Source organism: Pseudomonas sp. PA-1-3F, from assembly GCF_021609665.1.
Taxonomy (GTDB): domain Bacteria; phylum Pseudomonadota; class Gammaproteobacteria; order Pseudomonadales; family Pseudomonadaceae; genus Aquipseudomonas; species Aquipseudomonas paracarnis.
This window is the reverse complement of record NZ_WJZD01000008.1, coordinates 78,853-97,657: the sequence shown is the minus strand read 5'-3', so window position 1 is coordinate 97,657 and position 18,805 is coordinate 78,853. Positions and strand designations below refer to the sequence as shown.

General features: G+C 61.4%; 20 protein-coding genes. 8 read left to right on the top strand and 12 right to left on the bottom strand.

The window, feature by feature from the left end; translation table 11 throughout:
- Positions 1-3: 3 nt before the first annotated feature.
- The 3 genes from GIV26_RS07640 to dksA are packed head-to-tail and all read right to left on the bottom strand — an operon-like array spanning position 4 to position 2,285.
- Complete coding sequence (locus tag GIV26_RS07640; RefSeq protein WP_236279976.1) at positions 4-648, bottom strand: DUF1826 domain-containing protein; 645 nt, start codon at positions 646-648, stop codon at positions 4-6.
- The gene (gene zigA, locus GIV26_RS07635) at positions 648-1,853 is read right to left on the bottom strand and encodes a zinc metallochaperone GTPase ZigA (RefSeq protein WP_054916960.1); all 1,206 of its coding nucleotides are present in this window, start codon (positions 1,851-1,853) and stop codon (positions 648-650) included. The genes GIV26_RS07640 and zigA overlap by 1 nt, the downstream gene beginning before the upstream one ends.
- A gap of 27 nt (positions 1,854-1,880) precedes the next feature.
- Positions 1,881-2,285, bottom strand: coding sequence for an RNA polymerase-binding protein DksA (gene dksA, locus GIV26_RS07630; protein WP_236279974.1), 405 nt, complete (start codon positions 2,283-2,285; stop codon positions 1,881-1,883).
- A 126-nt stretch (positions 2,286-2,411) separates the two neighbouring features.
- Here dksA and GIV26_RS07625 point away from each other — a divergent pair, with 126 nt between their 5' ends.
- Positions 2,412-2,780, top strand: a complete 369-nt coding sequence (locus GIV26_RS07625; protein ID WP_034129159.1) for a hypothetical protein — start codon at positions 2,412-2,414, stop codon at positions 2,778-2,780.
- On the opposite strand, the gene GIV26_RS07620 is transcribed toward GIV26_RS07625, so the two are convergent.
- Positions 2,777-3,988, bottom strand: a complete 1,212-nt coding sequence (locus tag GIV26_RS07620) for an N-acetylmuramoyl-L-alanine amidase (RefSeq protein ID WP_236279965.1) — start codon at positions 3,986-3,988, stop codon at positions 2,777-2,779. The genes GIV26_RS07625 and GIV26_RS07620 overlap by 4 nt on opposite strands.
- 128 nt (positions 3,989-4,116) lie before the next feature.
- On the opposite strand from GIV26_RS07620, the gene folE2 reads away from it, so the two are divergent.
- From folE2 to GIV26_RS07590, 6 genes are read left to right on the top strand one after another with little or no spacing between them, the layout of a single operon-like run.
- Positions 4,117-5,007, top strand: a complete 891-nt coding sequence (folE2, locus tag GIV26_RS07615) for a GTP cyclohydrolase FolE2 (protein WP_236279963.1) — start codon at positions 4,117-4,119, stop codon at positions 5,005-5,007.
- Positions 5,004-5,672, top strand: a complete 669-nt coding sequence (locus GIV26_RS07610; RefSeq protein ID WP_236279961.1) for a metal ABC transporter ATP-binding protein — start codon at positions 5,004-5,006, stop codon at positions 5,670-5,672. The genes folE2 and GIV26_RS07610 overlap by 4 nt, the downstream gene beginning before the upstream one ends.
- A complete protein-coding gene (locus GIV26_RS07605; protein WP_054916968.1) occupies positions 5,673-6,539 on the top strand; it encodes a metal ABC transporter permease in 867 nt (288 codons plus the stop codon). It begins immediately after the preceding gene.
- An 11-nt stretch (positions 6,540-6,550) separates the two neighbouring features.
- Positions 6,551-7,429: a metal ABC transporter substrate-binding protein gene (locus GIV26_RS07600; RefSeq protein WP_236279954.1), complete on the top strand. Its 879-nt coding sequence runs from the start codon at positions 6,551-6,553 to the stop codon at positions 7,427-7,429.
- On the top strand, positions 7,426-7,986 hold the full coding sequence (locus GIV26_RS07595; protein ID WP_054916971.1) for a gamma carbonic anhydrase family protein: 561 nt from the start codon (positions 7,426-7,428) through the stop codon (positions 7,984-7,986). The genes GIV26_RS07600 and GIV26_RS07595 overlap by 4 nt, the downstream gene beginning before the upstream one ends.
- Positions 7,987-7,989: 3 nt before the next feature.
- A complete protein-coding gene (locus GIV26_RS07590) occupies positions 7,990-9,327 on the top strand; it encodes a dihydroorotase (RefSeq protein WP_236279953.1) in 1,338 nt (445 codons plus the stop codon).
- On the opposite strand, the gene GIV26_RS07585 is transcribed toward GIV26_RS07590, so the two are convergent.
- Positions 9,324-9,851, bottom strand: a complete 528-nt coding sequence (locus GIV26_RS07585) for a DUF3617 domain-containing protein (protein ID WP_236279951.1) — start codon at positions 9,849-9,851, stop codon at positions 9,324-9,326. The genes GIV26_RS07590 and GIV26_RS07585 overlap by 4 nt on opposite strands.
- 130 nt (positions 9,852-9,981) lie before the next feature.
- On the opposite strand from GIV26_RS07585, the gene cls reads away from it, so the two are divergent.
- Positions 9,982-11,421: a cardiolipin synthase gene (gene cls / locus GIV26_RS07580; protein ID WP_072445673.1), complete on the top strand. Its 1,440-nt coding sequence runs from the start codon at positions 9,982-9,984 to the stop codon at positions 11,419-11,421.
- A 135-nt stretch (positions 11,422-11,556) separates the two neighbouring features.
- On the opposite strand, the gene cfaB is transcribed toward cls, so the two are convergent.
- From cfaB to hflC, 7 genes are all read right to left on the bottom strand, one after another.
- Positions 11,557-12,741: a C17 cyclopropane fatty acid synthase CfaB gene (cfaB, locus tag GIV26_RS07575; protein ID WP_014720571.1), complete on the bottom strand. Its 1,185-nt coding sequence runs from the start codon at positions 12,739-12,741 to the stop codon at positions 11,557-11,559.
- Between the two features lie 87 nt (positions 12,742-12,828).
- Positions 12,829-13,617, bottom strand: a complete 789-nt coding sequence (locus tag GIV26_RS07570) for an HvfC/BufC N-terminal domain-containing protein (RefSeq protein WP_054896093.1) — start codon at positions 13,615-13,617, stop codon at positions 12,829-12,831.
- Entirely contained in the window at positions 13,608-14,453 is an 846-nt protein-coding gene (bufB, locus tag GIV26_RS07565) for an MNIO family bufferin maturase (protein ID WP_054896094.1), read from the bottom strand. The genes GIV26_RS07570 and bufB overlap by 10 nt, the downstream gene beginning before the upstream one ends.
- A 67-nt stretch (positions 14,454-14,520) precedes the next feature.
- Positions 14,521-14,772, bottom strand: a complete 252-nt coding sequence (gene bufA2, locus GIV26_RS07560) for a BufA2 family periplasmic bufferin-type metallophore (RefSeq protein WP_003195792.1) — start codon at positions 14,770-14,772, stop codon at positions 14,521-14,523.
- 116 nt (positions 14,773-14,888) lie between these two features.
- Positions 14,889-16,775, bottom strand: a complete 1,887-nt coding sequence (locus GIV26_RS07555; protein WP_236279949.1) for a cation-translocating P-type ATPase — start codon at positions 16,773-16,775, stop codon at positions 14,889-14,891.
- Positions 16,772-17,806 carry a protease modulator HflK gene (gene hflK, locus GIV26_RS07550; protein ID WP_003195796.1) on the bottom strand — a complete coding sequence of 345 codons (1,035 nt, stop codon included), beginning with the start codon at positions 17,804-17,806 and terminating at the stop codon, positions 16,772-16,774. The genes GIV26_RS07555 and hflK overlap by 4 nt, the downstream gene beginning before the upstream one ends.
- Complete coding sequence (gene hflC, locus GIV26_RS07545; protein WP_168220206.1) at positions 17,803-18,798, bottom strand: protease modulator HflC; 996 nt, start codon at positions 18,796-18,798, stop codon at positions 17,803-17,805. The genes hflK and hflC overlap by 4 nt, the downstream gene beginning before the upstream one ends.
- Positions 18,799-18,805 lie beyond the last annotated feature (7 nt).

Sequence of the window (18,805 nt, the reverse complement as noted above, 5' to 3'; positions counted from 1 at the left end):
CGGTTATGCCAGCCAATCCAGCGTCAGAATCAACCGTCGCTCATCGGCCTTGAGCGCTGGCGAGCGGTGGATCAGCCCATGTCCTTCATTGCCGTGCCATTTGGTGCCTTTAAGCAGCGCCACTTCACCGCAATGGATCTGCTCGATGCGCTCAGTGGGCTCGGCATCCGCCTGGCTCAATGTGCGCCGGTCCATAACGCCTTCGCGCAACCATTGGCTACCGATACCGGCGTAGGTGGTGATCAGCCGAACCGGCACGTGATCGACGTGAAAACGCGGGCACATGGCCTTGTCCAACAGCCGTAAACGCACGCCGATGCGCTTGGCGCCCAGCAGGCAGGCGAATGCACTGACCAGCCACGACACATCGGCGATAAACCCATCGTAGCCTTCAAGATCGCGACAACTGGACGCCAAACCTTGCAAGTTCGGCACGCAGTCTTCGCTAACCAACTCGACCACCAAGGACTCGGCCAACGGTTCATTGAGCGCCACCAGCAAAGCGCCAAACTCGGCGATGTGCAGGGGCAGCTGGCGCTGCCAGATGGCCAGGTTGACGCCGTCATTGAGGATATCGGACAGCGCCAGCGGCGTTTCCCCATGTATCTGGCGGATGACGGGGCGCAGGGGAATGACTGGGGCCAGCATCAGGCGACCTGCTCGTACCAAGGGCCAAACGGGTCAGGCAGCTGGCGCCAACCTTCGATACCCAGGGCCATTTCTTCATCGTTGAGCAAGCAGGCGTCCAACTCGGTACGCATCTGGGCAAAGTCGATGTTTTGCCCGATAAACACCAATTCCTGACGGCAGTCACCCGTGCTCAACTGCCAGTTAGCCATGATCGCCGCCACGCTTTCTTCGTCCTGAGGCCACTGGCTTTTCGGCACAAAGCGCCACCAACGCCCGGCAAACCCATGGCGCATCAACCCGCCCGCCTGGGACCAACTGCCCGCATCCTGATGTTTGCTGGCCAACCAGAAGAAACCCTTGGAGCGCAACAGCTTGCCGTTGACCCAGGGGCGGTCGATAAAGTCGAAAAACCGCTGTGGATGGAACGGCCGGCGCGCACGGTAAGCCGTGGACGCTATGCCGTACTCTTCGGTTTCCGGCACATGCTCACCGCGCAATTCCTGCAACCAGCCCGGGGCCTGGGCGGCGCGTTCGAAGTCGAAACGGCCAGTGTTGAGGATTTTGTTCAGCGGCACTTCGCCCATAACCATCGGGATGATTTCCGCCTGGGCGTTGAGGCGCTCGAGGATGGCCATCAGTTCTTCGCGCTCACGGCTGCTGATCAGGTCGATCTTGCTGATCAGGATGACGTCGGCGAATTCGATCTGTTCGATCAACAGGTCGGTGATGGAACGTTCATCCTCCTCACCGAGGGTTTCGCCCCGTGAGGCGAGGCTTTCGGCAGCCTGGTAGTCGAGCAGGAAATTCATACCGTCGACCACAGTGACCATGGTGTCCAGGCGTGCAATGTCGGCCAGGCTTTGCTCGTTTTCATCGCGAAAAGTGAAGGTTTCGGCCACGGGCAAAGGTTCGGAAATACCGGTGGATTCGATCAGCAGGTAATCGAAACGACCTTCTTTGGCGAGTTTTCCCACCTCTTCAAGCAAGTCTTCACGCAAGGTGCAGCAAATGCAGCCATTGCTCATCTCCACCAGTTTTTCTTCCGAACGATTGAGCGTGACATCACGCTGCACCTCGCTGCCGTCGATGTTGATTTCGCTCATGTCGTTGACGATCACCGCCACCCGCAGGTTGTCGCGGTTGCGCAGGACATAGTTGAGCAGCGTGCTTTTACCGGCACCGAGAAAGCCGGACAACACGGTCACAGGGAGACGATTGGGCATCAGGTATTCCTCATCAAGGTTGGCCGGTCAAACTGCCCGTCTATGGCGTTCGCGCAGCTCTTCACGTTCTTTGGCTTCGATACATAAGGTGGCGGTGGGACGCAGCAGCAGGCGTTGCAGGCCGATGGGTTCGCCGGTTTCACGGCACCAGCCGTATTCGCCACGAGCCAGCAGCTCCAAGGCGTCGTCGATCTTGTCCAATAGCTTCTTTTCACGCTCCAGCAGGCGCAGTTGCCATTGGCGTTGCTCTTCGGCACTGCCGATATCCGCCAGATCGCTGTTGGTTTCCTGCTCGCGCAGCGCATGGAACTCTGCGTCGATACGGGCTTGCAGGTCATCGCGCTGAGCCAGCAGCAGTTCGCGGAAGAAGCGCTGCTGGGCCTCATTCATGTAGTCGGCCGCTGGTTGGGCCAAAAGATCGTGTTCGGTCATGGGAAGCGGTTCGCGGATCGGGCTGTGCTTTTATGTTATAGTATAACAATACAAATAAGCCAATCCCTCTTGCTCGCCGCGACGAAGGGCGCAATGCTGGGTCACCTGCCTATGTCGAGAACCTCGATGAAATACCTGCTGTGCGCGCTGCTATTGGCAGTCGCCGGGCCTGCCTGCGCCCAGGCACCCAGCCTGTTGGCCAACTGCACACGCAGCGCCAACCTGCTCGCTTGTGTAGACCCGTTGGGCAATGCCTATAGCGTGGCGACCGTCGGCAGCACTACGTATCTGCGCGGTTTCGAAGTGATCGGCAAACGCTATTGGGCGCAGACCAACAGCCGTTATGGGCAACTGACGTTTTTTACCGGGTTGGCATCGGATGGCGAGGCGTGGGTTGGCTACACGCGGCGCGTGGGCTGGACCACCATCAACCGGTTTTCCAGCTCAGGGGGCGCCAGCGCCAAGTTCACTTGCAGCCGAATGACCGGCTGTTAGACCTGGCTGTTTTTCTGCGCCTGCACCCAGGCCATGTAGCTGTTCATGGGTGGGTTCTTCTGGAAGTAACGCTTGAGTCCTTCGAAAAGGCCATCCGCCACCGCCTGTTGATGGCGCGCCGTCACCAGCCGCTGGGCATCCCGAGGGTTGGAAATGAAACCCGTCTCCACCAGGATCGAAGGCACGTCCGGTGACTTGAGCACGGCGAACCCGGCCTGTTCCACACGTTTCTGATGCAGGCTGGTGATGTTTTGCAGGCTGCCCAATACCGAGCTGCCCAGTTGCAGGCTGGAGGCGATGGTCGCATTCATCGACATGTCGAGAATGACCCCGGCCAGCATCGGGTCCTTGTCCTTCAGATTGAGCAAGGTGGTGGCGCCCAGCAAGTCGGCGCCATTTTCGCGCTGGGCCATGAAACGTGCCGTAGCCGAAGTGGCGCCCCCTTCCGACAACGCATACACCGAGGCGCCCGACGCGATCAGCCGTGGCGCGGCGTCGGCATGCACTGAGATAAACATATCGGCCTTGTGCTGACGGGCGATGTCCACGCGCTTGCGCAGCGGCACGAAGAAGTCGTCGTTGCGCACCAGTTTTACGTCAAAACCCTTTTCGCGCTTCAAGCGTTTAGCCAACAACTGGGCAATCGACAGCACCACATCTTTTTCGCGCTGGCCCTTGGAGCCAATGGCACCTGGGTCTTTGCCGCCATGGCCAGGGTCGACCACCACGATGATGTCGCGCTTGGGATGCGCCTTGTCTACCGGCGTCACCAAGGGTGCCGGCTCAGCGGCGATTTGACGGGGCGCACGGGTCGCGTTGGTCAAATCCAACACCAGGCGATGGCCTTGGCCATCCTGGGGCGGCAGCACGAAGCTGTTGAGCTGCATGGGCTCGACCAGGTCCAGCACGATGCGCGTATCGCTCTTGCCGAAATGCCCGGAACGGATCGAGGTAATCCCACTGTTCTCCAACGCCAATTGGGAAAAGTCGCCGCTGAGCCCGGCGCCACTCAAGTCGATGATCAAGCGGTCCGGTGAGGTCAGGGAAAAGGTCTTGTATTGCACCGGGCCGCTGAGGTCGAACACCAGGCGCAGCTTGTCCTCCGAGCGCCACAGGCGTGCATTGCGAATCTGCGTGGCGTAAGCCCCCAAAGGCAAGGCGAACAAGGGGCTGACCAGCAGCAGGTTGAGGAGCTGACGTCGGTGCATGGCATATACCGCAGATAAAGGAGTGTCCCTACTCGATATGACTGAACAAAGGCTGGAGCAGAAAATTCATCGTAGCTCGTATTGCTATACTATAACATGTCGAATTATTTCCAACGATGGACCTGCTTATGAACGCGCTGACTCTGCCGGATATCGCCGCGCAGGCTTCACGCCAAGCCTTGCCACTCGACTGGGTGGGGATGTGCGGCATCGCCTTGCCGATCCAGATTGACGGTCAACGCCTGGCCGCCACCGCTGATGCGGGCGTAAGCCTGGACGACGGCACGGCCCGTGGCATTCATATGTCACGCCTGTACCTGGCTCTGGAAATGCTCGATCAACACCCGCTGACACCTGCACTGCTGCGTAATGTACTGCAGCGTTTTCTCGACACACATGAAGGTTTATCTAAGAACGCTTACCTGCGCATCCACACCCAGTTGTTGCTTAAACGACCCGCCCTGGTCAGTCCGCTAGCCGGCTGGAAGAGCTACCCGGTGAGCATCGAAGCGCGTCTAGAAAACCAAATGTTCCACGTGGAACTAAAAATTGACGTTACTTATTCCTCAACCTGCCCTTGCTCCGCCGCACTCGCCAGGCAGTTGATTCAGCAGCAATTTGTGGATGATTTCGCCAACACGCCGTTGCAGCACGAAGCGCTGCTGGCCTGGCTCGGCAGTGCCAACGGCATCGTCGCCACACCCCATAGCCAACGCAGCAGCGCGCAGTTGCACGTTCAGTTGCAAGGTACTGACCTGCCGATAATCGACTTGATCAACGCTGCCGAAGCCGCGCTCGGTACCGCCGTACAAACCGCGGTGAAACGCGCAGACGAACAAGCCTTCGCCCTGGCCAACGGGCAGAACCTGATGTTCTGCGAAGACGCCGCTCGCCGCCTGAACCTCGCCTTGAAACGCTCGGATGCCATCAAAGCCTTCCACCTCAAAGTGATCCACGCCGAAAGCCTGCACGCGCACGATGCCGTGGCTGAAAGCCGCTGGACGAGAGACTTTGCATGATCACCTGTAACTCTTTGCGCTGGGGTGCCCCTGGGCAACCGCTCACCCCGGCACTGGATTTGACCCTGGAAAAAGGCAGCCTCACCGGCATCATCGGCGCCAATGGCACAGGCAAGAGCAGCCTGCTCAAAGTCATCGCCGGCCTGCAAAAGCCGCTGGCGGGAAAGGTCATTGTGGATGTTCCACGCCGTGGCGGCCTGGCATTCCTGCCCCAGCAGCAACACTTGGACCGCCAGTTCCCCATCAGCCTGCAAGAGCTGGTCGCTGCCGGTTTCTGGGGCACCCAACACACCGCGCAACAACGCAGCCAACGCCTGCACGCGGTATTCGAAGACTGGTGCCTGACTGGCTTGGAACATCGACCGTTGATGGCATTGTCCGGCGGCGAATTGCAGCGCGCCCTGCTGGCACGCATGAGCCTGGCCGACGCCGCCGTCCTGCTGCTGGACGAACCTCACGCAGCCCTCGATGAGGACGGTCAGGCGCTGTGCTGGAAACACATCCATGCCTGGCACAACGAAGGCCGCACCCTGGTGATCGTCTGCCATGACCTGGCCGCCGTGCGTCACCACACCCAGCACGTACTGCAGATCAAAAACACCGGCTGCCTATTCGGCCCCAGCAAAGAGCTGATCCGCCCGCAACCGCAGATGCAGGTGGCCTGAATGCACTTCACTGCCCACTTATGGATGCCGTTTCATGAGTTTGTCTTTATGCGCCGCGCACTCATCGGCGGTTTGGTACTGGCTTGCAGCACCGCGCCGCTAGGTGTGTTTTTGATCCTGAGGCGCATGAGCCTGATCGGTGATGCGGTGGCCCACGGCATCCTGCCCGGCGCAGCCCTGGGTTTCTGGTTCGCCGGCCTGAGCCTGCCCGCGCTGACCCTCGGCGGCCTGGGTGCAGGCCTGAGCATGGCCGGCCTGGCCGCGTGGATCACCCGCCGCACCGGGCTGCGCGAAGACGCCAGCCTCGCCGCCATCTACCCCATCTCTTTGGCCGCCGGGGTGCTGATCCTGGGCCTTGCCGGCAAGCGCCTGGACCTGCTGCACCTGCTGTTCGGCTCCGCCCTGGCCGTGGATCAAACCACACTGACCGGCATGCTCTGGGTCTCGGGTTTCAGCCTGATCGCCATGGCGCTGATCTACAAACCGCTGCTGCTGGACACCCTCGACCCGCTGTTCCTGCAAACCGTCAGCCGCCTCGGCCCCCTCGCCCATGGCGTGTTCCTGACCCTGGTGGTGCTGAACCTGGTGATCGGTTTCCAGGCCATCGGCGCGTTGATGGTGGTCGGCTTGATGATGTTGCCGGCCATCGCCTCACGCTTCTGGAGTCGACGCCTTCCAGTGCTGATCGCGGTATCGGCGCTGCTGGGATGCCTGTCGGTGTGGTTGGGCCTGCTGCTGTCGTTCTACTACTCACTGCCCAGCGGCCCGGCGATCGTGCTGGTGGCAGGCGCTGGGTATTTGTTGTCCGTGGTATTCGGTCCGGTGCACGGCTTGTTGCGCCGCCCGCCTTTGCTCACATCCCAATGAGGTGTTTCCCGATGCGCGCTCTATTCGTGCTGTTCAGTCTGCTGCTGCCGCTTTCGATGGCCCACGCCGCCGACAAACTGCAAGTGGTCACCAGCTTCAGTATTCTCGATGACATCACCCACCAGATCGGTGGCGAGCATATCCAGATCAGCAACATGGTCGGCCCGGACGCCGACGCCCATACCTATGAACCCACGCCGGACGACGCCAAGGCACTGCTCAAGGCCAAGGTCATCATCAAGAACGGCCTCGGTTTCGAGCCGTGGCTGGACCGCTTGGTCACCAGCACCGAAACCAAGGCAACGGTGGTCACCGCCAGCAAAGGCGTGATTTCCCACACCATGGACGAGGATGGCGAAACCATTCCCGACCCGCACGCCTGGCACAACCTGGCCAACGCCGAAATTTATGTGAGCAATATCACCAAAGCGCTGGTAGCCGCCGACCCTGCCAACAAGACCGCCTACCTGAACAACAGCCAGGCCTACCTCAAGCAAATCCATAGCCTGCTGGACGAGGCCAAGGCCAAGTTCGGCGCCCTGCCACCGGGTAACCGCCGCATCGTCACTTCCCACGACGCTTTCGGTTACCTGGGCCAAGCCTATGGCATCCAGTTCCTCGCACCCCAGGGCTTGTCCACCGAACGTGCCCCTTCGGCCGCAGAAGTTGCCGCACTGATCACCCAGATTCGCAAGGACAAGGTCAAAGCCGTGTTCATGGAAAACATCAAAGACTCGCGCCTGCTCAAGCAGATCGCTGACGAAAGCGGCGCACAGATCGGCGGCACGCTGTACTCCGACGCCCTCGCCGCAGAAGGCCCGGCCAGCACCTTTATCGGGCTGTTCGAATACAACCTCAACACCCTGTGCGGCGCACTGAGCCAGCCATGATCCGCAAAAATCCTTCCGGCGACCTGCCGGTGATTGCCGAATCGGCCTACGTCGACAAGACCGCGATCATCTGCGGCAAAGTCATCATCGGTGAGAACGTGTTCGTCGGCCCTTACGCCGTGATCCGCGCCGACGAAGTGGATGCCAGCGGCGCCATGGACCCGATCACCATCGGCGCCAACTCCAACATCCAGGACGGCGTGGTCATCCACTCCAAATCCGGCGCAGCAGTGACCATCGGAGAATTCACCTCCATCGCTCACCGCTCCATCGTCCACGGCCCCTGCACAGTGGGCGACCGCGTGTTTATTGGCTTCAACAGTGTGCTGTTCAATTGCGCCGTGGGCGATGGGTGCGTGGTGCGCCACAACTCGGTGGTCGACGGCCGCGACCTGCCCGCCGCTTTCTACGTGCCCTCCACCACGCGTATCGGCCCCAACACCGACTTGTCGCACTTCCCGCCGGTGAGTGTCAGCGCCTCGGAGTTTTCCGAAGACGTGGCACGCACCAACGTCGACCTGGTGCGCGGCTACAAAGCCCTGCAAAACGAGTTCTGAACCATGAGCCGCCTGCTGATCCGCAACGCCCGCCTGGTCAACGAGGGCCAGGTATTCGACGCCGACGTACTGATCGCCAATGGTCGTATCGAGAAGATTGCCGCCAGCATTCAAGGCGATAACGAACCGGTGGAAATCGATGCCAACGGCCAGTGGCTGCTGCCAGGGATGATCGACGACCAGGTGCACTTTCGCGAGCCCGGCGCGCCGGAAAAAGGCAGCTTCTACAGCGAATCCCGCGCGGCGGTGGCCGGTGGAATCACCAGCTTCATGGACATGCCCAACACCCACCCGGCCACCCTGAACTTGGAAGCCCTGGCCGATAAAAAGCGCCGTGTCGCCCTGCACTCAGTGGCTAACTACGGCTTTCATTTTGGCGTGAGCAACGACAACCTCGACACCGTTGCCGCCCTAGACCCTCGTGAAGTGGCTGGGGTCAAAGTGTTCATGGGCGCCTCCACCGGCAATATGCTGGTGGACGACCCACGCATTCTGGAGCGCCTGTTTGCCGAGGTGCCGACCGTTCTGCTCGCTCATTGCGAACACACGCCCAGCATCCTGGCCAACGAGCAACGCCTGCGCGAACGCTTCGGCGAGCATATTCCCGCCGTCGCTCATCCGCTGATCCGCGATGCCGAGGCCTGTTATCGCTCGTCATCGTTTGCCGTTGAATTGGCCAAACGCCATGGCACGCGTCTGCATGTGTTGCATCTGACCACCGCTCGCGAACTGGCGCTGTTCGAAGACAAGCCCCTGGCCGACAAGCACATCACCGCCGAGGTCTGCCTGCACCACCTGCTGTTCGATGACCGCGATTACCACCGCCTCGGCCACCAGATCAAATGCAACCCGGCGATCAAGACCCGCGCCGACCGCGACGCACTGCGCCTGGCGTTATTGAGTGATCGTCTGGATGTGATTGGCACCGACCATGCGCCGCATACCTGGGCGCAAAAACAGTTGGGCTACCGGGAAGCCCCCTCGGGTTTGCCTCTGGTGCAGCATGCCATGCCGGCGTTGCTGGAGTTGGTGGCCGACGGGCATTTACCCCTGACCACTCTGGTAGCCAAGACCAGCCACCGCGTGGCCGACCTGTTTGCCATTGCTGATCGCGGCTACGTGCGCGAGGGCTACTGGGCCGACCTGGTACTGATCAAACCGGAGCCTGCTGGCAAGCCGGTCAACAGCCAGCCTATTCTCGCCCGCTGCGGCTGGACACCCTTTGCAGAACGCAGCTTTCGCCACAGCGTGAGTACCACACTGGTCAGCGGCCACTTGGCCTGGCACAACGGCCAAGTGGTCAACAGTTGCCAGGGCTTGCCCCTGCAGTTTGGGCGTTAAGCGCGGGGTTTGACCGAACCGCAATCGTTGCCCAGCCACTGGGCGTGGCTGTCCAGGCTACCCTTCTGCTGGATCCCGGTGGCATTGAAGGTACCGTTGACGCTGGTGGTGAATTCTTTCTGGCTCTGGAACGTTGCCACCCCAGTGCCCTGGGCTTTCGGGCAACTGAAACGGAATTTCCACTGGTTGCCGCTCTTGTCGGTGACTTCCTGTTTGCAGCCCGATTGAGGGTCGGTCAGGGGGATCGAATCGGAGGCCACCTGAGCCGGGGTCAGGCACACCTGTACGCCTTTACCGGCCATGTTGATGCCTTGCTTTTCGAGCATGGCGCGCTGTTCAGGGGTCATCTGTTGCTTGAGTTGACCGAGGATCAGCGACAAGTCCGGCAGGTCCTGGTTATCGACTTTCATATTGCTGGTGGTCAATTCCCACAAGCCCGGCGCCAGCATCTGCGCCTGCGCCTGCGCCGCCACAGGCAGCGACAAACCAACAACCATGGCCAAACCAAGCAGACGAGCATTCATCGGGTAACTCCTGGGTAATTGTGGGCGTTAGACGTCGCAAAGCAGCCAGTGTTGCATGGCAAATAAAATAGCGACATTCACAGCCGTTCATGGTCTGTTACGCACTGGACTGCCTGGAGTTACGTCGTTCATGGATTTCTTTGGCCCGCACCTGCTCGCCTACGTCATTGCCACGCTGCACTTTCTCGGAACGCTCGCCGCGATCCACGCAGTACTGACCGTGCGCACCGCACAAGGCTCGATTGCCTGGGCGTTGTCACTGATGTTCATGCCCTACCTGACGCTGATCCCCTACCTGATTTTTGGCCGCAGCACCTTCGACGCGTACATCCAGGCCCGTCGCCAGGCCAACCAGGAAATGCACACGGCCATCACCGAACTGAACTGGCGCCCGTGGGTGGAGGAAGCGCTTGCGGCGCGCAACTCCAGCGCCTACGCCTCCTTGCGCGCCATGCCCAAGCTGGGCCGCATGCCCTGCCTGGCCAACAACGAAGTGCGCCTGTTGATCAATGGCGATGCCACCTTCGGCGCGATCTTCGAGGCTATTCGTAACGCAAAGACCGCCGTGCTGTTCCAGTTTTTCATCATTCACGATGATGAACTGGGCCGCCAACTGCAGGCCCTGTTGAAGGAAAAAGCCGCTCAGGGCGTGGCCATTTACGTGCTGTACGACCGCATCGGCAGTCACGCCCTGCCCCATCGTTATGTGCAAGCGCTGCGTGACGCGGGTGTGCAGGTCAAGGCATTCGCCACCCGCAGTGGCTGGCTCAATCGCTTCCAGGTCAACTTCCGTAACCATCGCAAGATCGTCGTGGTGGACGGCATCACCGGTTTTGTCGGCGGGCATAACGTAGGCGATGAATACCTGGGTAAAAAACCGCCCCTGGCGCCATGGCGCGATACCCATGTGCAGGTCACCGGCCCGGTGGTGGCTTGCCTGCAGGAGTCGTTTGCCGAGGACTGGTTCTGGGCCGCACGGGAACTGCCGCCGCTGATCCTGCCGGATGCCTACCCGGAAGACGGCGTGCTCTGCCAGTTGCTCGCCAGTGGGCCAGCGGACCCTTATGAAACCTGCTCGCTGTTTTTCGTCGAGGCCATCCATGCGGCGACCGAGCGCGTGTGGATCACCAGCCCCTACTTCATCCCCGACGAGGCGGTATTTGCCGCCCTGCGCCTGGCGGTATTGCGCGGAGTCGATGTGCGCCTGCTGCTGCCGTCACGGCCCGACCACCGCATCGTATATGCCGCGTCCAGCCTGTATGCCAACGAAGCGGTGCGAGCGGGCGTGCGGGTGTTTCGCTACACGCCGGGCTTTTTGCATCAAAAGGTGGTGTTGGTGGACAGCGAAATCAGCGCAATTGGCAGTGCCAACATGGACAACCGTTCGTTCCGGCTGAATTTTGAAGTGATGCTGCTGACGGTGGATGAAGCCTTCGCCAGCCAGGTTGAGCAGATGCTGCTGGACGACTTTGCCCTGGCCCATGAAGTCAGCCAGGAAGAAAGCCGCGAGACCCGTCGCCTGCAACAACTGGGGATGCGCGTGGCGCGCTTGATCTCACCCATCCTCTAACCGCCAACACACAACCAATAAATGTAGGAGCGAGCTTGCTCGCGAAAAACTCACAGGCGCCGCGTTCATTCAGCTAGTACGCGTTATCGTTGACGTTTTTCGCGAGCAAGCTCGCTCCTACGGTTTTGAGCGTGATCAGCGGTAGAGGTCTTCCCGCGTCCACGGCAGTTCATGCCCGCCATCGGCATGGGGTTTCACTGCCAGTATCTGGTGCAGGTTGATCCAGCCTCGGGCAAACGCATAAGCGCAACCGGCCAGGTACAGCCGCCAGATGCGTAGCGCCTGTTCCGGTACCATTTTCGCCGCTGCTTCCAGGTTGTCTTCCAGGCGTTCACTCCAATGGTCCAATGTGCGGGCGTAATGCATACGCAGGCTTTCGACATCGACCACTTCCAGCCCTGCTTCACTGATCTCGGCGGTCATCATCGCCAGGTGCGGCAGTTCGCCGTTAGGGAACACGTAGCGCTCGATAAACTCGCCGGCGCCACGGCCTACGGGGCGGCCATCGGTGTGCTTGGCGGTAATGCCATGGTTCATCACCAGGCCACCTTCACGCACTGCGCCGAACAGGGTCCGGCAGTACTGCGCCAGGTTGGCGTGGCCGACGTGTTCGAACATGCCCACGCTTACCACTTTGTCGAAACGGCCGTCCTGGGGCAGGTCGCGGTAGTCGAGTAATTGCAGGTCGACCTGGTCTTCCAGGCCTTCGGCTTTCACCCGCTCCTTGGCCAGCGCCAGTTGTTCCTTGCTCAAGGTGATGCCGAACACCTTGACCCCGAACTCACGTGCGGCATAGCGCGCCAACCCGCCCCAGCCGCAGCCCACATCCAGCAGATACTCACCCGGCTGCAGCCGCAACTTGCGGCACAGGTGGCGAAATTTGTCTTGTTGGGCCTGGTCGATCGACTCGCTGCCGGTTTCGAAATAACCGCAGGAGTAGGCCATGTCCTGGTCCAGCCATAGCTGGTAGAACTCGTTGGACAGGTCGTAATGGTAGGAAATGGCCGCCGCGTCGGTGGCCTTGTCGTGAATCGAGCGCACCGGACGACTCTCCTCGTCGTCATCGACCAAGGCGTGACTCAACTCGTCACATACCCTGATCACTTCGGTGATGGAGCCTTCCAGCTCCAGCTTGCCCTCGACGAAGGCTTCGCCCAGTGAGTCGAGCGTTGGATGGGTCAGCCTGGATACAACAGTGGGATCCTTGACCACGATGGTGACGCTGGGCTCAGGGCCCAAGTTGAATTCATGGCCGTCCCAGAGTCGAAGACGCAGCGGTAGCTGAAGATTCTGTAAGGCCGGTGGAAGTTGCGCGAGCATGAGTAGTCCCCCCTTGTTTCAGACGTCTGCTGTGAGGGTAGACCATGCCAAACAAAGTAGGAAGCTATCGAATGAATAGCTCCCCTGCTATGGCGCTCGGCGCTCGAGCAAACCTTCCTGGACCCACTGTTTCAGCCAAGTGGCCGCTTGCAGCGACGCCCCCTCTGAATAAGTGACCGCCAGCTCAATACACAGTTCTGAAAAATTCCAGCCCATGGTCACCATGCCCGACAGCGCACAGGCTTCAGCGGCTTCCAGGCTGCGGTAGTGGCAGCGGTTCTGGTTGCGCCACACCAGGCAGATTTGCGCCGGTTCCAGCGCCTGGCTGCCGGGGAAATCCGACTCATCCTTGCTGGCTCGCCAGATCGCCACTGTGTTGAAACGGCAAAGCAGCTGCTGCACCGAAGGCGCCAGCGCAACCTGCAAGGTGGGCCAGTCTTCAGGCGCCAAATGCGCCATGTCATTCAAGGTCAGCGGCTCCCCTTCGGCGGCGTCAAACGCCAAGGTGAACGCCCACTCCAGGCGTGCCAACTCAGCCAAAGGCGCACTTTGCGCAGCCATCAAATGCTCAACGATAAACATCGCAAAGCGCTCGCCCAACCAGCGCACGCTGTAATGGGCCGACGGATAACGGCGGATGTAGGCCTCGGTGAGTGAGCAAAACTGCTCATCTCCCAGCCAATACCAGATGGCACCGAAGTCATGGCGCAGTACCTCTTGCAGACGCGACAGGTAAGCGTTGTGGTAAATCGCCAGGCCGGTGTCCACATCCAATGTCGGCCCTCCCAGCAAGGTGGCGGCAAAGCCACTGCTGGCCGCGGGCGCTTCGGATAATAGATGCTGTTCAAACGCCAACTGCCAGTCGATCAGGCGCATAACGCTCTCCGGGCCAAGGCGCTGGCACCCAACTCACGGGCTTTGTTCAACTCGGTGAGCAACTCTTCGAAGGGCGGAAAATGGTCATCGCGTTCCAACAAGGTCGACACCGGGCCCAAATGCTCCAAAGTTTGCTGATAAAGCGCCCACACCGGGTCGCACACTGGATGGTCATGGGTATCGACCACATAGTCGCCATAATCCATATGCCCCGCCAAGTGTAGTTGGCGAATGCTTTCGGCTGGCAGGTTACGAATGAACGTCCAGGCATCAAAGCCATGGTTGCGTGCGCTGACGTAGACGTTGTTGACGTCCAGCAGCAACTGGCATCCGCTCAGGTGGGCCAAGGCGTTGAGGAACTCCCACTCGGTGAATTCATCCGCCTTGGAACGCACGTAGCTTGAGACATTTTCCAGCACCAGCGGGCGCTGCAACACGTCCTGCACCTGACGCACGCGGCCGGCCACGTGGTAGAGGCTTTCTTCGGTGTAAGGCAGGGGTAACAAATCATGTAACTGATGCGCGCTGCCGCGGCTCCAGCACAGGTGATCGGAAATCCACGCCGGCTGAATGCGCTCTGCGAGCTGTTTGATGTGGTTCAGGTAATCCGTATCGAGGGCATGTGGCCCGCCGATGGACAACGACACACCGTGCATCACCAAGGGGTAACGTTCGGCTATCGCATCCAGGTAGTACAAGGCCTTGCCGCCCTGCACCAGGTAATTCTCGGAGATCACTTCGAACCAATCCACGGCCGGCGACTGTTCTAGGATCTGGTGGTAGTACTCACTGCGTAAACCCAGGCCGTAACCCAGACTTGGAAGGGACGCGGACATGACTCACTCCAGGGCAAAGTGTCCGCAGCGGTAGCAGGCAGCCGCCGCGGTTGCACTTGTTTGCCGGTTACTCGCCGACTTTACCGCCAGCGGCGTCGCAGGCCGATTTGGTCATGGCCTTGAAGCCCATCCCTTTACACTCGCCCTGGCCCTTGCACGCGTGGTCCTTGGTTTTGCAGTCGTTCATACCTTTGCAGGAGGTCACGCCGTAGCAGTGAACGGTGGCGTCTGCCGCTTGTACCTGGGTGGCCACACCCGCGAACAGAGAAGCAGCGGCCATTGCGAGGGCGGCACCAGCAGCAGCGGATTTAATGCTCATTGTTGTATTCCTCATGATCAGTAGTGGAGCCGGTCCGAACGGATTGTTCAGTCTCGACACAGCACTAGAGTGAGGCCTCCTGTCGGCGTTACAGCCGTGAGCAAATATTTCTGAAATTATTCGTCGAGTTTCAACAGCGGCTCCTGGAAGCGCAGTAAACGCCCGGCGTTCCCCAATACCAGCAAGGTGCTGAGGTTATGCAGCACCGCCGCGATCATCGCGCCCGCCGCCCCCAGCCAGCCAAATGCGGCGAACACCACAATGGCCAGTGTCCAGCCCAAGCCAATGATCACATTGACCTGCAACGTCTGCCGACACTGGCGACTCAAGCGCACACAGGTGCCCAGGCGGCGCAAGTCGCTGCCGATCAACACCACGTCCGCCGAGGCTAGGGCGATGTCCGCACCGCCCGCGCCCATGGCTACACCTACCACGCCGGCCTTGAGCGCCAGGGAGTCGTTGATGCCATCGCCCACCACCATTGGCCTGAAGCCACTGCTGATTTCGCCCAGTACGCGGTTGAGCTTGTCTTCCGGCAGCGCTTGGGCTTCGACATCACTGATGCCCACGTCCAGCGCCAGGCTGTCGGCCACGCTTTGGCGGTCGCCGGTCAGCAGCAGTTGGCGGCCCAGGCCCAAGTCACGCAGCTCTTGCAGGGCCTGGCGCGCTTCGGGTTTGACGCTGTCGGCCAACAGCAGCCAGGCGAGGAACTCGCCGTTCAACGCCAGCCCGGCAATCGGGCCATCATGGGTGGGCACGGCGGTGGTGACGATGCCCAACTGTTCAAACAACTCCGGCCGTCCCAGCGCCGCTTCGCCCTGCTCGGTCTGGGCGACCACGCCCAGGCCCTGACGCTCGCGGATGTCGCTAAGCACCAGCATCTGCTCCTGGGTCGCCAACCCCGCCAACGCTCGGCTGACCGGATGACTGCTTGCCGAACCGAGGCTGGCCGCCAGGTTCAGCAGCGCTTGGCGATCCGGCGCGGCGGTCTCGATGGACTGCAAACGCAGGGTGCCAAAGGTCAGGGTGCCGGTCTTGTCGACCACCAGCGATGTCAGGTCGGCCAGTTCTTCCAGGAACGCCGAGCTGCGAATCAGAATGCCATGGCGCGCCGCCACGGCGATCCCGGCAATCGCGGTGGCCGGCGCCGACAGCACCAAAGCGCACGGACACGCCGCCACCAACACCGCCAGCATCGCCTGCGCATCGTTGGTGACAAACCAGGTGACCGCCGCCAGCAACAGCACCAACACCATATAGCTGCCGGCGTAGCGCTCCAGCAGCCGGGTGATCGGCGGCTTGGAACGCTCGGCGTTCTGCATCAGCGCAATGACTTTGCCCAACGTCGATTCGTTGCCGGTACGCGTGACCTCAAGGCGCAGCAGGCCATCGAGGTTGATCGCCCCACCAAACACCTGCACGCCCACGCCGGCTTCCAACGGCACCGACTCGCCGGTGATCGGCGCCGTGTCCAGGCTCGCCTGGCCGGACAACACCACGCCATCGGCCGGCACGCGGTCGCCGGCTCGCACTTCGACGATATCGCCGGTGTTCAAGGTGCCGTTATCCACTTCGGTGATGGTCCCGTCCGCCTGCACCAGGCGTGCGTGGCTGCGGGTGAGTTTGCCCAGGGCATGGATCGCTTCCTGGGAGCCAATCACGCTGCGCTCTTCCAGCACATGGCCAAAGATCATGATGATCGGCAACAACGCGGCGGTGAGCAGATCGCCCGTGGCCCAGGCGCCGAGCATGGCCAGGGCGATCAATTGGTCGGTGATGCCGTGCAGGCTCGGAAAGCGCAGGCTGTACCAGGCTGAACGCATCACCGGCACCGCCACCAACAGCGAAGCCACCCCCAGCAGCAGCTGGCTGACGCCGCTCTGGTCGGGCGCGAGCCAGCGCCACACCAGGCCTAGCACGAGCAAGCCCAGGGCGAGCATCGCCAAGGTCAATTGCCGGGCAGCGCTGCGCTGTTCGGCAGAGGTCAGCATGGGTGCGCTCATTGTTCGGCTCCCTGGATGATCAAGCGGGAGTCGTCTTTGGGATCGACGGTGGTCACTGAACCGGCCTGGCCGAGAATCTTCGGCAAGCGTTCACGGTACAGGCGCAACAGCAAACCGGGATCTTTGACCTGGGCCAGGCTGGCAACGGTAGCGGTCTGCGCCTGGGCATTGGCCAAGCGTTCACTGGCCTGGGCATGGGCGACTTGCACTTGGCGGTCAGCCTCCTGGTTGGCGGTCTGGGTGAGTTTTTCCGCTTCAGTGCGGGCGTTGGCCACGGCTTTATCAGCCTGCTGGCTAGCGGTCAGTACCGCGTTGAATGCATTCACCGCGGGCCCAGGCAGGCTCGATTGCACATCGACGCGGGTGGCTTCGATACCCAGCCCCAAGCCGCTGGCCGCCAACTCCGCCAGGCGTTTGTTGATGCCTTGCACCAGGTCGCCGCGCAGCCGCTCACGCCGTTCGGCGGCGCCATTGTCGCTGCCGATCAGTTCCGGGCGGGCTACCAGGATGGTGTCCAGATCCCGCGCTGCGGTGAGGGCCACGGCGCTGCGTGTCACCAGTCTGTCCAGGGCAGGCAGCACGTGGTCGCCCTGCAACACAAAGGCGTAGGGCTCGGTCACCTTGTAGAACACCCGCACGTCCAGTTGAACCACCCCGGCATCACCGGTCAGCAGGTAGCCGGAACCGGCCAGGGCATCGCTCAACGGCGTGGCGAAACTGGCCACGCGATCGGCCTGCAGCGCCGCATCGGAACGCAGGAGGTTTTCCACCCTGCGTTCGATCACCCGGTCGGCCGCTGGCAGGAGGACGACTTGTTCGAAAGGCTGCGGCCAGGCCAGCAACAACCCGGCGTTCTGAATGCGATCAAGGGCGCCGAAGTGCAAGACCACGGCGCGATTCTGCGGGTCAATCTGGCGCACATTGGAGAAGGCCCAGGCCAACGCCGCCAATACGGTGACCGCGTAGAGTGCCAGGAACGTCAGGCGCCCGGCCTGGATCCACGGGCTGTCCGGGCTTTCAGGCTCGCTCATGGCTGCAGGTCCTTCGGCCCATCCACCAGTGCGCGAAACGGCGCGGCGTCGGTGCGCAGGATGATCTTGGTCCCCGGCGTGACCACCGTGCCCAAGGTATCCAGCGAGCGCAGCAGGTTGTACAGCTGCGGATTGCCAGCGTAGGCGCGGCCATAAATCTGCGCAGCTTCAACCCGCGACTGCGCTTCGATGTCGGCGGCTTTCACGGTGGCATCGGCCTGCATGATGCGCGCATCTCGCTCGGCAGCGGAGCGGATCTGCGCCGCTTCGCGCTTGCCCACGGCGGTGCGTTCGGTGGCGATGGTTTCACGCTCGGCGCGCATGCGGTCAACCGTGGCGGTGAGGGTCACCGATGGCAACGTCAAGCGCTCGATACCGACCTGCGCCACGCGCACACCATAGGTGGTGAGCAATTGTTGATCAATCTGCTGGCGCAACTGCGCTTCAAAATCAGCAATGCGCACTTGGCTGGCGTCGGTATTGATCAAGCTGGAGAGGTCAAAACTGGCCGCCGTGGTTTCCAACGCCGAGCCGACGAAGGTACGAATCTGCCGCGCCGCCTCATCCGGCTGGTTCTGCACCGCACGCATAAAACGCTGCACGTTGTCGGCATCGCCCTGCACCTGCCACGCCACATAGGCCTGCACAATAATCCGCAAGCCATCGCGGGTGCCCACATCCTGCAAGCCGCTGGACGTGGTGCGCAGGCGCAGGTCCACCGGGATCGCTGCTTCGAACGGTGCCGGCCAGCGCCAGCCCAGGCCCGGCTCCAGCAGCACGCGCGCGGGGTTGCCGAAGCGGGTAATCACCGTGGCCTCGCCGGAACGCACTTGCACCAGGCTCGCCGCTGCCACGGCAAACAGCACCAGCAACACCGCCCACGCCATGCGCCGCCAGGGAAAAGGCCCGGCCGCCTGCTCATCGCCGTGATGGTGATGGTGGTGGCCGTGATGGTGGTGATGACCATGATCGTGGGAATGAGCGCTCAACAGACGAACT

Excerpts from the sequence above, each read along its gene's own strand:
- GIV26_RS07595 (WP_054916971.1), top strand. The coding sequence starts at position 7,426 with ATGATCCGCAAAAATCCTTCCGGCGACCTGCCGGTGATTGCCGAATCG.
- GIV26_RS07620 (WP_236279965.1), bottom strand. The coding sequence starts at position 3,988 with ATGCACCGACGTCAGCTCCTCAACCTGCTGCTGGTCAGCCCCTTGTTC.
- GIV26_RS07585 (WP_236279951.1), bottom strand. The coding sequence starts at position 9,851 with ATGAATGCTCGTCTGCTTGGTTTGGCCATGGTTGTTGGTTTGTCGCTG.
- GIV26_RS07610 (WP_236279961.1), top strand. The coding sequence starts at position 5,004 with ATGATCACCTGTAACTCTTTGCGCTGGGGTGCCCCTGGGCAACCGCTC.
- GIV26_RS07640 (WP_236279976.1), bottom strand. The coding sequence starts at position 648 with ATGCTGGCCCCAGTCATTCCCCTGCGCCCCGTCATCCGCCAGATACAT.
- cls (WP_072445673.1), top strand. The coding sequence starts at position 9,982 with ATGGATTTCTTTGGCCCGCACCTGCTCGCCTACGTCATTGCCACGCTG.
- hflK (WP_003195796.1), bottom strand. The coding sequence starts at position 17,806 with ATGAGCGAGCCTGAAAGCCCGGACAGCCCGTGGATCCAGGCCGGGCGC.
- bufA2 (WP_003195792.1), bottom strand. The coding sequence starts at position 14,772 with ATGAGCATTAAATCCGCTGCTGCTGGTGCCGCCCTCGCAATGGCCGCT.
- GIV26_RS07600 (WP_236279954.1), top strand. The coding sequence starts at position 6,551 with ATGCGCGCTCTATTCGTGCTGTTCAGTCTGCTGCTGCCGCTTTCGATG.
- GIV26_RS07625 (WP_034129159.1), top strand. The coding sequence starts at position 2,412 with ATGAAATACCTGCTGTGCGCGCTGCTATTGGCAGTCGCCGGGCCTGCC.
- GIV26_RS07555 (WP_236279949.1), bottom strand. The coding sequence starts at position 16,775 with ATGAGCGCACCCATGCTGACCTCTGCCGAACAGCGCAGCGCTGCCCGG.
- dksA (WP_236279974.1), bottom strand. The coding sequence starts at position 2,285 with ATGACCGAACACGATCTTTTGGCCCAACCAGCGGCCGACTACATGAAT.
- GIV26_RS07570 (WP_054896093.1), bottom strand. The coding sequence starts at position 13,617 with ATGCGCCTGATCGACTGGCAGTTGGCGTTTGAACAGCATCTATTATCC.
- GIV26_RS07590 (WP_236279953.1), top strand. The coding sequence starts at position 7,990 with ATGAGCCGCCTGCTGATCCGCAACGCCCGCCTGGTCAACGAGGGCCAG.
- zigA (WP_054916960.1), bottom strand. The coding sequence starts at position 1,853 with ATGCCCAATCGTCTCCCTGTGACCGTGTTGTCCGGCTTTCTCGGTGCC.
- folE2 (WP_236279963.1), top strand. The coding sequence starts at position 4,117 with ATGAACGCGCTGACTCTGCCGGATATCGCCGCGCAGGCTTCACGCCAA.
- bufB (WP_054896094.1), bottom strand. The coding sequence starts at position 14,453 with ATGTCCGCGTCCCTTCCAAGTCTGGGTTACGGCCTGGGTTTACGCAGT.
- GIV26_RS07605 (WP_054916968.1), top strand. The coding sequence starts at position 5,673 with ATGCACTTCACTGCCCACTTATGGATGCCGTTTCATGAGTTTGTCTTT.
- cfaB (WP_014720571.1), bottom strand. The coding sequence starts at position 12,741 with ATGCTCGCGCAACTTCCACCGGCCTTACAGAATCTTCAGCTACCGCTG.